11 protein-coding genes and 2 tRNA genes are annotated in these 15,159 nt (G+C 26.1%); 12 read left to right on the plus strand and 1 reads right to left on the minus strand.

The features are described 5' to 3' along the window. Positions 1-44: 44 nt before the first annotated feature. From GBZ86_RS06005 to GBZ86_RS06055, 12 genes are all read left to right on the plus strand, one after another. Positions 45-121, plus strand: a tRNA-Ile gene (locus tag GBZ86_RS06005). 7 nt (positions 122-128) lie between these two features. Then, a tRNA-Ala gene (locus GBZ86_RS06010) sits at positions 129-204 on the plus strand. 130 nt (positions 205-334) lie between these two features. Then, complete coding sequence (locus GBZ86_RS06015; RefSeq protein ID WP_152888723.1) at positions 335-1,657, plus strand: APC family permease; 1,323 nt, start codon at positions 335-337, stop codon at positions 1,655-1,657. Positions 1,658-1,812: 155 nt separating this feature from the next. Beyond that, positions 1,813-1,962 carry a hypothetical protein gene (locus GBZ86_RS17065; RefSeq protein WP_170272171.1) on the plus strand — a complete coding sequence of 50 codons (150 nt, stop codon included), beginning with the start codon at positions 1,813-1,815 and terminating at the stop codon, positions 1,960-1,962. A gap of 223 nt (positions 1,963-2,185) precedes the next feature. Further along, positions 2,186-4,237 (plus strand): 1,4-alpha-glucan branching protein GlgB, encoded by a 2,052-nt coding sequence (glgB, locus tag GBZ86_RS06020; RefSeq protein ID WP_152888725.1) that lies wholly within the window; start codon positions 2,186-2,188, stop codon positions 4,235-4,237. A gap of 16 nt (positions 4,238-4,253) precedes the next feature. After that, a complete protein-coding gene (glgA, locus tag GBZ86_RS06025) occupies positions 4,254-5,684 on the plus strand; it encodes a glycogen synthase GlgA (protein ID WP_152888727.1) in 1,431 nt (476 codons plus the stop codon). A gap of 34 nt (positions 5,685-5,718) precedes the next feature. Then, positions 5,719-8,154 (plus strand): glycogen/starch/alpha-glucan phosphorylase, encoded by a 2,436-nt coding sequence (locus GBZ86_RS06030; protein WP_152888729.1) that lies wholly within the window; start codon positions 5,719-5,721, stop codon positions 8,152-8,154. Between the two features lie 110 nt (positions 8,155-8,264). Further along, on the plus strand, positions 8,265-10,109 hold the full coding sequence (locus tag GBZ86_RS06035) for a glycoside hydrolase family 13 protein (protein ID WP_152888731.1): 1,845 nt from the start codon (positions 8,265-8,267) through the stop codon (positions 10,107-10,109). A 99-nt stretch (positions 10,110-10,208) separates the two neighbouring features. Further along, entirely contained in the window at positions 10,209-10,646 is a 438-nt protein-coding gene (locus GBZ86_RS06040) for a hypothetical protein (protein ID WP_152888733.1), read from the plus strand. Between the two features lie 211 nt (positions 10,647-10,857). Further along, entirely contained in the window at positions 10,858-11,991 is a 1,134-nt protein-coding gene (locus GBZ86_RS06045) for a glucose-1-phosphate adenylyltransferase (RefSeq protein ID WP_152888735.1), read from the plus strand. Positions 11,992-12,022: 31 nt separating this feature from the next. Further along, a complete protein-coding gene (glgD, locus tag GBZ86_RS06050; RefSeq protein ID WP_152888737.1) occupies positions 12,023-13,129 on the plus strand; it encodes a glucose-1-phosphate adenylyltransferase subunit GlgD in 1,107 nt (368 codons plus the stop codon). Positions 13,130-13,212: 83 nt separating this feature from the next. Next, the gene (locus tag GBZ86_RS06055; RefSeq protein ID WP_152888739.1) at positions 13,213-13,650 is read left to right on the plus strand and encodes a VanZ family protein; all 438 of its coding nucleotides are present in this window, start codon (positions 13,213-13,215) and stop codon (positions 13,648-13,650) included. 97 nt (positions 13,651-13,747) lie between these two features. Here the strand turns inward: GBZ86_RS06055 and cls are convergent. Further along, on the minus strand, positions 13,748-15,159 hold a 1,412-nt coding region (gene cls, locus GBZ86_RS06060), incomplete at its 5' end, for a cardiolipin synthase (protein ID WP_152888741.1).

Consider the following 15,159-nt stretch of genomic DNA (forward strand, 5'->3'; position numbering starts at 1 on the left):
CTGCATGGGAGACTGTGTGGGAGAGTAGGTGGTTGCCAGGTCATGGATCTTTAGCTCAGTTGGTTAGAGCAACCGGCTCATAACCGGTAGGTCCGGGGTTCGAGTCCCTGAAGGTCCACCATTATTTTGGGGGTATAGCTCAGTTGGGAGAGCACCTGCCTTGCACGCAGGGGGTCAGGAGTTCGAATCTCCTTACCTCCACCAAAAAGAAGTTGTGAACTATGTTCATAACTTCTTTTTTTTATTTAATAATTTAACTAACTAAGTAAATAAGAAACTTTAGATTATTTTTTATTTTATAGAGAAAAATAATTTTAAAGGAGGATAATTAAATATGGAAAAAGCTAAATTAAAAAAAGAAATTGGATTATTTACTGCTACTTCATTAGTAGTAGGAAATATGATGGGATCAGGTATATTTATGTTGCCAGCAACATTAGCACAAGTAGCAAGTCCAGGAAGTATATTAATTGCTTGGATATTAACAGGATTAGGAGCTTTAGTTCTTTCTCTAACTTATGCAAATCTTGGATCCAAAATTCCGAAAACTGGAGGAGTATATGAGTATACAAGATTAGCTTACGGAAATTTTATGGGATTTACAAGTGCATGGTTATATTGGAATGGTTCTTGGATAGGCAATGCTACTATATTTATAGTTGTTACAACATATTTAGGTGAAGTTATAACAACACTTACTTCTAAGCCTATAATAGGTTTTTTATTTTGTTCTGCTTTATTGTGGATAGCTACATATATAAATATAAGAGGAACAAAGTTGGCAGGAAAAATAAACTGTATAATAACAATATTTAAAATTTTATTATTTATATTTTTTATTGTAATAGGACTTTTGAATTTTAATATAGCTAATTTAAATCCATTATTTCCAAGTGGAAAAGGAATTAATACTGTTCCAATAGCAGCAGCACTTACTTTATGGGCATTTATGGGTTTAGAAACAGCAACTGTAGCAGGAGGAGAAATTAAAAATCCAGAAAAAAATATAAAAAGAAGTACTATTTTAGGTATGTTAATAAGTACTTTATTATATATAGCTATTAGTGTAGTAGCTATGGGAGCTATGCAATCTAGTAATCTATCAAAAAGTATTGCTCCTATATCAGATATAATATCAAAAGGATTAGGATTAAAGAATATAACAATATTAAATATAGCTATAGCTATTAGTATATTAGGAACTGGATTTGGTTGGCTTTTATCAACTGCAAGAGTTGCATATGCTGCTGGTGAAGATGGAATATTTCCTAAAGTGTTTTCAAAATTACATCCAAAATATGATACACCATATGTTGCTTTAATTATAGGATCTATTGCTATAAACATAATATTTTTATTAAATTTCACTAAAGGTTTATCTAATGCATATAATTTTATAGTAATATTAGCTACATTAAGTTATTTACCTATATATGCTTCAACAGCTATTGGTGAAATAATATTATTATTAAAAGGTGAACAAAAAAGTAATTTAAAAAATTATATAGGATTAATAATTAGAGGTTTAATTGGATTTATTTTCTCGGTATGGGCTATAATTGCATCAGGACAAGAAGTGGTGATGTATGGATTTTTATTAATAATGATGGGAATTCCATTATACGCTTATATGAAAATAAAAAAAGAATTTAAATAAATTATTATTAAAATTAGTGGAGACTATAACTAAATTTAGTATATAATAATGTATATAATATAAAATATAAATAATGTAAATGTTTTACAAAGTGCTTACTATTAAGGTATATAAGGTTAATATTGTGTAAATATGAGATTGGGGAGTGTATTAATATGTTAAAACTAAGAGATTTAGAAGAGGAGTTAGTTGAATTAAAATTAAAAAAGCGAAATTTAATTTTAACTAATAAAAGTACAGATGAAATTAACAAACTTATAGAACATGTAGAAAATGAAATAAATAATTTAAAAAATAATGAATAGATGAAAATAGAATTAATAAATAGGTTGTACAAAAATAATTTTAAGTAATTAATTTAATTTTAGTATAATCTATTTTATTTTTATTACTTTAAAATTATCTAAAATAACAAACGTTTACACAAAATTCGCATAGGATTTTGTAAAAAATATACACTTATTAAAGGGAATTTAAGATTAATGTAGAAATATATAAAGTACATTGGAAATAAATGGGGGTAGTTTTATGGTTAAAACATTAGAAAAAAAAGAACTTGTTAAAAAGGATAGTTCTAATAAGAATGTTAAAAATAATGAAGTAAATAAGTCTAAAATTAAGAATATAAATAATAAATCAAATGACATAAATAAATCTGTAAAAGCCTCTAGTGAAAAAGTAGTAAAACAAGCTATTTCTGATTTGGATATATATTTATTTCACGAAGGAAAGCATTATCAATGTTATGAATTTTTAGGAGCACATTTTGTTACAGAAAAAAGAAAAAAAGGAGTTAGATTTACTACTTGGGCACCAAAAGCAAAAGAAGTGATTGTAGTTGGTGAATTTACCAGTTGGCAGTTAAAAGAAGAATATAAAATGGAGAAAATAAGTGAAACTGGAATTTGGAGCTTATTTATTCCTGGATTAAAAGATGGACAAACTTATAAATATGCTGTTAAAAGTATGAATGATAATTTAGTTTTTAAATTTGATCCATACGCATTAAAATCACAATTAAGGCCTAAAACAGATTCTGTATTGGTAAATATTGAAAAATATAAGTGGAAAGATAGAAAGTGGATTAATAAAAGAAAAAAAGGTAATATCTACGAATTGCCAATGAATATATATGAATTACATTTAGGATCATGGAAAACTAAAGATGATAAATTTATGACTTATGATGAATTAAGTATAGAATTACCAAAGTATATTAAAAAATTAGGGTATACGCATGTTGAGTTTATGCCATTAAATGAACATCCTTTAGATGCTTCTTGGGGATATCAGTCAACAGGTTATTATTCTGTAACTAGTAGATATGGAGATTTAAATAGTTTAAAAAATTTAATACAAGAACTTCATAAAAATGATATAGGAGTAATTTTAGATTGGGTGCCAGGCCATTTTTGCAAAGATGAATATGGGTTATATAAATTTGATGGAAGTAATACTTATGAATATGAAGAAGGATGGAAAGCTGAAAATAAAGGATGGGGAACCTGCAATTTTGATTTAGGAAGACCAGAGGTAAAAAGTTTTTTAATTTCTAATGCATTATTTTGGTTAAAAGAATTTCATATAGATGGATTAAGAGTAGATGCAGTATCTAATATGATTTATTTAAACTATGGACGTGATTCTGGTGAATGGATTCCTAATAAATATGGTGGAACTGAAAATTTACAAGGAATACAATTTATTAAGGAATTAAATTTAGCAATAAAAAATGAAAATTCTGGTTTTATAGTTATTGCAGAAGAATCAACATCATATCCTAATGTAACAAAGTCAGTAGATAATGGTGGATTAGGTTTTAATTTTAAGTGGAATATGGGATGGATGAATGATACGTTAAAGTATATAGAAAAAGATGCTGTTCATAGAAAGTATCATCATAATAATTTAACATTTGCTATGATGTATAATCATTCAGAAAAATTTATTTTACCTATATCTCATGATGAAGTAGTTCATGGTAAAAAATCATTAGTAGATAAAATGTGGGGAGATTATTGGAATAAGTTTGCAGGATTGAGATTATATATAGCTTATATGTTTGGGCATCCTGGGAAAAAATTATTGTTTATGGGAAGTGAATTTGCACAATTTATTGAATGGAGAGAATATGAAGAGTTGGAATGGAAGCTTATAGATGAATTCGATATGCATAGAAATACGCATAATTTCTTTAAGGAAATGAATACATTTTATATAGAGAATAAAGCATTATGGCAACTTGATTATGATCTTAATGGTTTTCAATGGATAGATGCTGATAATAAAGATCAAAGCATTTTAATATTTATTAGACGGGGGAAAAAAGAAGAAGATACTTTAATTTTTATATGTAATTTTACTCCAGTTGTTTATTATAACTTTGATATAGGAGTTCCATATTTATGGTCTTATAAACAAGTATTTAATACAGATAGTTTTAAATTTGGTGGATCAAATCAAATTATTGATGAAATATTATATGCTAAGAAAAAAAAATGTCATAATCAACCATATAAATTAACTATTAAGGTTCCACCTATGGCGGTGTTGATATTAGGAAAGAATAAAAGTAAATAAGGAGGATATAATTCAAATGAAAGTATTATTTGTGGCATCAGAGGCAAGTCCTTTTATAAAAACAGGAGGATTGGGTGATGTAATGGGAGCATTACCACAGTCACTTAAAGATATGGGAGTAGAGGCTAGGGTTGTAATACCAAAGTATAAAAATATAAAAAAAGAGATATTAGAAAATCTTAAATTTATAAAATGGTTTATGGTATCTGTAGGATGGAGAAATCAATATTGTGGTGTTTTTGAATATGAATATGAAAATGTAATTTATTATTTAATAGATAATCAATATTATTTTAATAGAGATACATTATATGGACATTATGATGATGGAGAAAGATTTGCATATTTTGATAGAGCAGTACTTAATTTTTTAAAAGAAATTAATTGGTGTCCAGATATTATACATTGTAATGATTGGCATACAGGAATGATACCTGTTCTTCATAAATTGGAATATATTAAAGATGATTTTTATAAAAATATAAAAACAGTCTTTTCAATTCACAATTTATTATTTCAAGGAGTTTTCCAAAAAGAAATATTACCAGATTTATTTGGATATGACTATCAGTCGATTAATAATGGTAGTTTAGAATTTTATGATTGTATGAGTTTTATGAAGGGAGCAATAAATTATTCAGACAGAGTAGCAACTGTAAGTAAAACTTATGCTAAAGAGATTCAAACACCTTATTATGGAGAAAAATTAGAAGGTTTGCTTATAGAAAGGTCTAATGCATTAATAGGAATAGTTAATGGAATAGATTATAAAGAGTATAATCCGGAAAAGGATAGTTATATATATAAAAATTATTCATTAAAGTCAATAGAAAATAAATTAGAAAACAAATTAGCATTACAAAAAGAATTAGGTCTGCCTATAAAAACTAATACACCTATGATTGGTTTAATTTCAAGATTAACAAATCAAAAAGGGTGTGATTTAATTGTTAATATTGCTAATAAATTATTACAAAATGATGTGCAACTAGTTATATTAGGAACTGGAGATAGGGAATATGAGGAACATTTTAAAGGGCTTCAATATATGTATAGAGATAAAGTAGTAGCTAATATAAGATTTGATAATTCTTTAGCTCATAAGATTTATGCAGCTTCTGATATGTTTTTAATGCCTTCTCTATTTGAACCATGTGGACTTGGGCAATTAATAGCATTAAGATATGGAGCAATTCCTATAGTGAGAGAAACAGGAGGATTAAAAGACACTATATTACCTTTTAATCAATATAATGGATTAGGTAATGGATTTAGTTTTACTAATTATAATAGTAATGATTTAATGCATGTAATTAATTATGCATTAGAAACATATAAAAATAAAGATGTATGGACTTCGATTGTAACTCAAGCTATGAATTCAAATAACAGCTGGGGAAAATCTGCAAAGGAATATAAGGAATTGTATGAAGAGTTACTAGGATAGGCATAACAACTTATATTTTAGGAGGATATGTTGTATGATATCTGTAGATAAAAGTACCTTTAAAAAAGATTATCAAAAGAAGTTTTTAGAACTTCATGGAATGGAGCTAGTAAATGGAACAAATTTTCAAAAGTATGAAGCTTTAGGAAGTTTAATTAGAGATTATGTTGCTGAAAGTTGGATTAATACTAGAAGAAAGACTGATAAGTCTAAAGAAAAGCAAGTTTATTACTTTTCTATGGAATTTTTAGTAGGAAGATTATTAGGGGATGCTTTATTAAATTTAGGTATTAGAGAAACCTGTAGAGGTGCTTTAAATGACTTAAATATAGATTTAGAAGAATTAGAAAATTTAGAGCATGATCAAGGTTTAGGAAATGGTGGACTTGGAAGATTAGCAGCTTGTTTTTTAGATTCAATGGCATCTCTTAGTATACCAGGTCATGGATGTGGTATTAGATACAAATATGGTTTTTTTGAGCAAAAAATAATTAATGGCACACAAGTTGAAGCTCCAGATAATTGGTTAAGGGAAGGCAATGTATGGGAAATAAAAAAGTTAGATAAAGCTGAAGTGGTTAAGTTTGGTGGAGAAGTAAAAGTTGAAGAGACTAATGGAAGAATTATATTTACTCAAGTAAACTATGAACCAATATTAGCTGTTCCTTATGATACTCCAATTGTAGGATATAAAAATAATGTTATAAACACATTAAGATTATGGAGTGCTGAACCTGTATCTAATGAATTTGATTTTTCATCTTTTAGTAGAGGAGAATTTTTGAAAGCATTAGCATATAAGAATTCAGTTGAAGCAATTTCGCAGGTTTTATATCCAGATGATTCAGTATATGAAGGAAGAAGGTTAAGGCTAAAACAACAATATTTCTTTGTTTCAGCTGGATTACAAAGTATTGTTAGACATTTTAAGAAACATGGTGGAAAGATAGAAGAATTTGATGAACATGTGGCTATTCACATAAATGATACTCATCCAACTTTAGCTATTCCAGAATTAATGAGAATTCTTTTAGATGAAGAGGGTCTATCTTGGGAAACTGCTAAAAGAATAACTAATAATACAGTATCTTATACTAATCATACAATATTAGCAGAAGCTTTAGAAAAATGGCCTATAGATATGTTTAAGACATTACTACCTAGAATTTATATGATTGTTGAAGAAATGAACAAAAGATATTGTAATGAATTATGGAATAAATATATTGGTCAGTGGGATAAAATATCTAAAATGGCTATTATAGCTGATGGATATGTTAGAATGGCTAATTTGGCAATAGTAGGTAGTCATAGTGTTAATGGAGTAGCAAAATTACACACAGAAATTTTAAAAAAGCAAGAAATGAGTGATTTTTATTATCTTTATCCTTCAAAATTTAATAATAAGACCAATGGAATATCTCATAGAAGATGGTTGTTAAAAAGTAATTCAGATTTGAAAAATTTGTTATGTGAAACTATTGGAGATAGTTTTATAAAACATCCTATGGATATGGAAATGTTCCATAAATATGCTTACGATTCAAATATACAAAAAAAATTAAATGACATAAAGCTAAAGAATAAAAATAAATTAGCTAAATTAATTTATGAAACTAAAGGAATAGTTGTTGATCCTAATTCTATATTTGATGTTCAAATAAAAAGGATTCATGCCTATAAAAGACAAACATTAAATTGCTTAAGAATTATGGACTTATATAGACAGTTAATAGAAAATCCAAATTTAGATATAGTTCCAAGAACATTTATCTTTGCAGGAAAAGCAGCACCAGCTTATTATTTAGCTAAAAATACTATAGAGCTTATAAATGCAGTAGCAGAAAAAATTAATAATGATAAAAGAGTTAATGATAAAATTAAAATAGTATTTTTGGATAATTATAGAGTATCTCTTGCTGAAAAAATAATACCAGCAACTGATTTGAGTGAACAAATATCAACTACAACTAAAGAAGCATCAGGTACATCTAATATGAAGTTTATGATGAATGGAGCAGTTACTATTGCAACATTAGACGGAGCTAATATAGAAATTAAAGATGAAGTTGGAGAGGAAAATATAATAATATTTGGATTAACAGAAAGAGAAGTATTGAACTACTATCAAAAAGGAGGATATTCTGCATGGGATATTCGAAATAATGATAATAGATTAATAAGAGTAACTGATGATTTAATTAATGGATTTTATAATAATGACAAAAATAGATTTAGAAGTGTATATGAAAATTTATTGACTTATAATGATGAGTTTTTTGTATTAAAAGATTTTGATTCATATTTAAATGCTCAAAATAAAGTAGATAAATACTATAGAGATATAAATCAATGGCAACAAATGTGTGCTATAAATATAGCCCATTCAGGAATATTTTCTTCAGATAGAACTATTTTAGAATATGCTACAGGAATTTGGGGATCAACAGTTTTATATAAAAACTTATAATTATAAATTTTATAATTAAGTGCCTAAACATATTACTAAAGTTTAGGCACTTTAATATTAAGTTTGTAATATTAATATTATATAGACTTCTTTAGAAAGGGAGTAATACTATGGATAAAGGTTACGTTTTTCACAATTCTCAACACTGTAATTATAGAAAACCTTTTGGAGCAGTTACAATAAATCAAGAAGTAATTTTATTTTTAGAAGTAAAGGGTGACCAGTGTAAGGCTTTTGTTGAAGTGATAAGGTTTGATGGTAAAACTGAAAATATTTCTATGAAATGTTGTGATAATTCCTATGAATGCAATTCTAAATTATTTAAAGCTATCATTGAAGTTAAAAATCAAGTTGGTTTAATAAAATATTATTTTAGAATAGAGAAAAATAATAGTGTTTTATTTTATGGAAATAATGATGATTTATTAGGTGGAATAGGACGCATATATTATGAAAATCCTAAAGCATATCAAATAACAGTATATGAAGATTTTAATGTTCCCAAGTGGTATAAAGAAGGTATTATATATCAAATTTTTGTTGATAGATTTTTTAATGGAAATGAAGATGGGAAGATAATAAATCCTAAGCCTAATAGTTTTATATATGGAAATTGGTATGACGATCCTATGTATATAAAAGATACAAATGGAAATATATCTAGATGGGATTTTTTTGGAGGAAATTTAAAAGGTGTAAGAAAAAAATTAAAGTATTTAAAAGATTTGGGTGTAAGTATAATTTATATGAATCCTATCTTTAAGGCTGTTAGTTGTCATAAATATGATATAGCTGATTATGAATTAATAGATGAAATGTTTGGAACCAATGAAGAATTTAAATTACTTTGTGAAGAGGCAAAAAAATTAAATATTCGAATAATATTAGATGGTGTATTTAGTCATACTGGAGCAGATAGTAAATATTTTAATAAATATGGGAATTATGAGAGTTTAGGTGCATATGAATCTAGATGTTCACCATATTTTCAATGGTATCGATTTTTTCAATATCCTGATAAATATGAATGTTGGTGGGGTTTTGATAATCAACCTAATGTTGAAGAGTTAACACCTAGTTATATTGATTTTATTATAAAAAATGAAAATTCTATTATAGCAAAATGGATTAAATTAGGAGCAAGTGGCTGGAGATTAGATGTAGCTGATGAATTACCAGATGAATTTATAATGTTAATAAAAGAGCGTATGAAATTAGTTGATAATGAAAGTGTATTGATTGGTGAAGTTTGGGAAGATGCTTCAAATAAGATAAGTTATTCTCAGCCTAGAAAATATTTTTTTGGTAAAGAATTAGATTCTGTAACTAATTATCCTCTAAGAGAAATAATATTATCTTTTGTTCAAGGATATATAGACTCGGTTACCTTTGCAAAAAAAATTATGAATTTAAAAGAAAATTATCCTAAAGAAAATTTTTTTTCTTGCATGAATTTATTAGGTAATCATGATACTGAAAGAGTATTAACACGCTTAAATAATAGAATGGAATTATTAAAATTAGCAATATGTATGCAAATGACATTACCAGGAGTTCCGTTAGTTTACTATGGAGATGAAGCAGGTAGTAAAGGGAGCAAAGATCCAGATAATAGAAAGACTTTTCCTTGGGGAAAAGAAAATATAGAAGTTTTAAAATTATATAAAACTTTAATTAATATAAGAACAGAAAATGAAATCTTCACTAAAGGAGATTTTAATATTAATATAAATTATGATTTACCAAAAGAAGTTTTAGTATATAAAAGAGATTATAATAAAAAAGAAGGTATTGTTTTAATAAATTCTTCTAATGAAAATAAAAAAGTAACTATTGATATATCTAATGGAAAATATAAAGATATTATTAATAATAATTTCGAATATTTCATAGGAGAGCAAGGACTTTTTTTGAATCTAATTCCATATGCTTGCAAAATATTGATAGAAAATTAATATTTTAATAAGGCATTTTTCATATTTATTTATCATATTAATCCATATAGGGATGAGTTTATTATAAATAAATATATGAAAAAGAGAGGAGTTTATTAAATGATTAGAACAATAGTATGTGAAAAAGATAGATGTAATGGAAATAAATTTTATATAAAAAATAAAGATGATAAATTAACTATTTTATGCACTGAATGTTCTAGTGAATGTGATTTTGATGTAAGTTATTATAATTTTACAATGTTATCTAATTGTTGTAATTGTAATAATGATACCTTTAAAATTTTTAAAGATACAGAAAAAGAAGGTTTATATGCTAAATGTACAGAATGTGGTAATCCACCAGAGAAAATTTATATTGATTTAGATGGAAATCAAGTGTCTTATGATTCTAAAATTTTAAATGATGTTAAAGAAATAGTATATAAGATTGATCAAAGAATTTATGATTTAGAAAGAAAGTTAGAATCTTTAGAAAATGGCCAAGAATTATTAGAACAATCATTAGCCTATGTAACAAAATTTCTTTCCGAATAAAATAAAAAAAAGAAGTGTTGAGTAACGTTTTCTCAAACATTTCTTTTTTTTTAATTGAATTTAAATTAAAATTATGCAAATTTGGTAAATTTTATGATATAATAAAATGGCAACCAAATTATGTAAAGAAGATTATGAGAAAACTTAATTTATTTAAACTATGATTTAAAATTGGTCAGGGGAATTACAATTGAGGGGAGAAGTATATTTTATGGTAAAAAAAGAAATGGTAGCGATGATTTTAGCTGGAGGTCAAGGCTCTAGACTAGGTGTATTAACAAAAAATTTAGCAAAGCCTGCAGTTCCTTTTGGAGGAAAATATAGAATAATAGATTTTCCGTTAAGCAACTGTTCAAATTCCGGGATTTATACTGTTGGAGTATTAACACAATATAAGCCTTTAGAATTAAATAGCCATATAGGTATAGGGGATACCTGGGACTTAGATAGAAGAGACGGAGGAGTAAGTATTTTACCTCCTTATCAAAATGAAAAAGGTGGAGATTGGTATAAAGGAACAGCTAATGCTATATATCAAAATATAGAATTTATAGATAGATATAATCCAGAATATGTTCTTATATTATCAGGAGATCATATATATAAAATGGATTATGATAAGATGTTAGAATTTCACAAGCAAAAAGAAGCAGATGCAACAATTGCAGTAATAGATGTACCATTACATGAAGCTAGTAGATTTGGAATTATGAATACTAATGATGATTTATCAATATATGAATTTGAAGAAAAACCAGAAAAACCAAAAAGCACAAATGCATCAATGGGAATTTATATATTTAATTGGAAAGAGTTAAAGAACTTTTTAGAAAAAGATGAATTAGATGAAAATTCAAGCAATGATTTTGGTAAAAATATCATCCCTAAAATGTTGAATGATGGAAAAAGAATGGTGGCATATCCTTTTAAAGGTTATTGGAAGGATGTTGGTACAATAGAAAGTCTTTGGGAAGCTAATATGGATTTATTAAAAAATGAAAATGAATTAAGCTTATATGATGATGAATGGAGAATATATTCAACTACTAAAGTAAGACCAGCTCAATATATAGGAAGTAAAGCAAAAATTAAAAATTCATTAATAGTTGAAGGCTGTATAGTTCATGGTACAGTAGAAAATTCTGTATTATTTCAAGGAGTTTATGTTGGACAAGGAACAATAATAAAAAATTCAGTAATAATGCCTAATACCAGAATAGAAAATAATGTGACAATTACTAAAGCTATTGTTGGTAGTGAAGTTAATATAGAGAGTAACTGTGAAATTGGAAATGGTGATAATATAGCAGTTATAGCATCTAAAGAAATAGTTTCAAATAGTTAAGACAATTATTTTTTAGGGGGATATATAAGAAATGAAAAATTGTATAGGTATAATAAATTTAGATGAAAATGAAAGTAGAATGAGTAAACTAGTAAAAAATAGACCTTTAGCATCAGTTCCAATAGCAGGGAGATATAGAGTTATAGATTTTATATTATCTAATATGACTAATGCAGGAATAGAATCTATAGGTATATTTACAAAAAATAGATCACGTTCATTAGTAGATCATTTAACTAATGGCAGACCTTGGGACTTGCATAGAAAAAAAGATGGTTTAAGAGTATTTAATTTTGGAGATAAAGATCCTTATTATGATGATGTCCATAATTTTGCTGATAACTTAGATTTCTTTACAAAAAGTAGGAAAGAATATGTATTAATAGCTCCATCATATATGGTTTGTAATATTGATTTTAATGATGTTATAGAGCAACATAAAAAAAATGACAATGATATAACAATTGTTTATAAAAATATTAAAGATGCATATCAAAAATTTATTGGATGTGACATAGTTAATTTAAATAATGAAGGAAGAGTAACTAGTATAGGGCAAAATATAGGAAGAGAAGATAATGCAAACATAAGCTTAGAAATGTATATTTTAAGAACTGATTTGTTCATTGAAATAATATATGAATCAATAAGACAGGGCTTATATAGCAAGATAAAGAATCATATTAGTAAAAATGTTAATAGTTTAAAAGTAGCGGCATATGAATTTAAAGGTTATTTAAGTTGTATAAATTCATTAAAATCATATTACAAGGCTAGTATGGAATTATTAACACCAGAAATATATAGTGAATTATTTTTAGATAATAATACTATTTATACAAAATCTAAAGATGAAGCACCAACTCAATATAATGAAGAATGTAATGTTGAAAACTCTATAATAGCAAATGGTTCTTATATAGAAGGAACAGTTGAAAATAGTATAATAGGTAGAAGAGTTTATATAGGGAAGGGTGCTGTAGTTAAAAATTGCATTATAATGCAAGAAACAGTTATAGGAGAAAATGCTTATTTAGATAAAGTTATAGCAGATAAAGCTTCAGTTATAAGAGATGAGGAAAAAGTAATTGGTTTAGAGTATTGTCCAATGGTTGTGGAAAAACCAAGAATAATATAGTTTAATATACTTCATTAGTTGATTTATTTTCATATATTTATTAAAGTGTATATAAAAATATTATAAAATAATATGGAGGATATATGAAAATACAAAATAAAAAAAAATTAGCATGGAGTATGGTAATTTTATGGATGGTAATGATATTTTATATGTCACATCAACCTAGTGATGTTTCATCTGAGCAAAGTGACAAAATGGTTTATTTGTTTAATTTAATAGGGTTAGATTTGAGTAGTTATTTTGGAGAGTTAGCAACTCTTTTTATTAGGAAGTGCGCTCATTTCACAGAATATATGATTTTATATATTTTGGTATACAATGTAATAAAATATTATGTAAAAAGCAAAAGCATATATATATATGCTTTAGTAATTACATTTTCATATGCATGTACTGATGAAATACATCAATTATTTGTATTAGGAAGATCAGGAGAATTTAAAGATGTAATTATAGATACTTTTGGAGGAACTGCGGGGATGCTTTTAGTAAATCTTAAAAATAGGTTGAAAAAATAAAATAGAAATATATTATGTAATCTAATTTTTAATTAGTATACATTTTTATTAAATAATATAAGCTATGATTAATTATTATTAATCATAGCTTGTACTTTTATAAAAGTGATGAAAAAATTCTAGAAATACCTTCAATAAATTTTATATGTTTAGGTTGATTTTCATATTCTTCTAAAGTAAATTTTCTACATTTCTTTAAATCATCTAAAAAAATTTCATCTAACTTAGTTGTTATTTCACTATCGTATATAACAGAGTTTATTTCATAATTTAATTCAAAACTTCTGATATCCATATTAGATGTTCCTAGAGTACACATTTGTCCATCTATTGTCATAGTTTTAGCATGAATAAATGAATTTTTATCATAAAAATATACATTTACTCCACATCTCAATAATTCTCCTAAATAAGTTTTAGAAGCTTTATTTACCATTAAGTGATCTGCTTTTTCAGGGAATATTATTTTTATAGAAACGCCCCCTAAAGCGGCCACTCTAAGTGCATCTAAAATTGCTTCATTAGGTACAAAATAAGGGGTAGTTATGTATATACGTTCTGTAGCTAATGAAATCATTTTTAACATACCTTGCATTATTGCTGGAAAGGTTGAGTCTGGACCACTTTTAACTAATTGCATTAACAAATCTTCTTTAATATGATTAGTGGGAAAATATTTGTAAAATTCTTCGTCATAAAAACTATAAGTATTATTAGCTTTTTCTATAGTTATAAAATCATCTAAAAAAACAGCTTGTAGACCCAAGACAAAATCACCCTTAACCATTATGTGAGTATCACGCCAATATCCGAATTTTTTAGATTTTCCTAAATATTCATCACCTATATTAATACCGCCTAAAAAACCAACTTTGCCGTCTATGATAGCTATTTTTCTATGGTTTCTATAATTAATTTGAGTATTTATTAATTTAAGAAGTGGAGCTAAAAAATAAGAGTATATAACAACATCTACACCATTTTTTTTAAGTTGTGAAATATATTTTCTTTTTAATTTAGAGGCACCTACTTTATCTATTATAAATCTTACCCGTACTCCTTCTTTAGCTTTTTCAATCAATATATTTTTTATTTCATTACCTAATGTATCGCTTCTAACAATATAATATTCTAAATGAATATGATGTTTAGCTTTTAATAATTGTTCTTTTAAATCTTTAAATTTTTCTATTCCATTTTTGTAAATTTTTACTTCGTTATTAAGGAAAATAGGAGAATCACTATTATTAGCAAGCAATTCCATAAGAGAAACATAATATTTCTCAGGATAAGTTCTTAATATAGGAGCTATTAAGTCTTGTACTTTAGAATTAATTTTATCATTAAGCTTATGTATTTTCCAGTTTCTTCCTAAAAAGATGTATAACAATAATCCTAATGGAGGTATTAAGAATAAAACTAACAGCCAAGCTATTGTTTTATCAGGTTGTTTTCTTTCTAAAATAACTATTGTTATAGAAAGAATAATGTTAATAAATATAATTACAT

Origin of the sequence: Clostridium tarantellae, from assembly GCF_009295725.1 — a bacterium.
GTDB classification, from domain to species: Bacteria; Bacillota; Clostridia; order Clostridiales; family Clostridiaceae; genus Sarcina; species Sarcina tarantellae.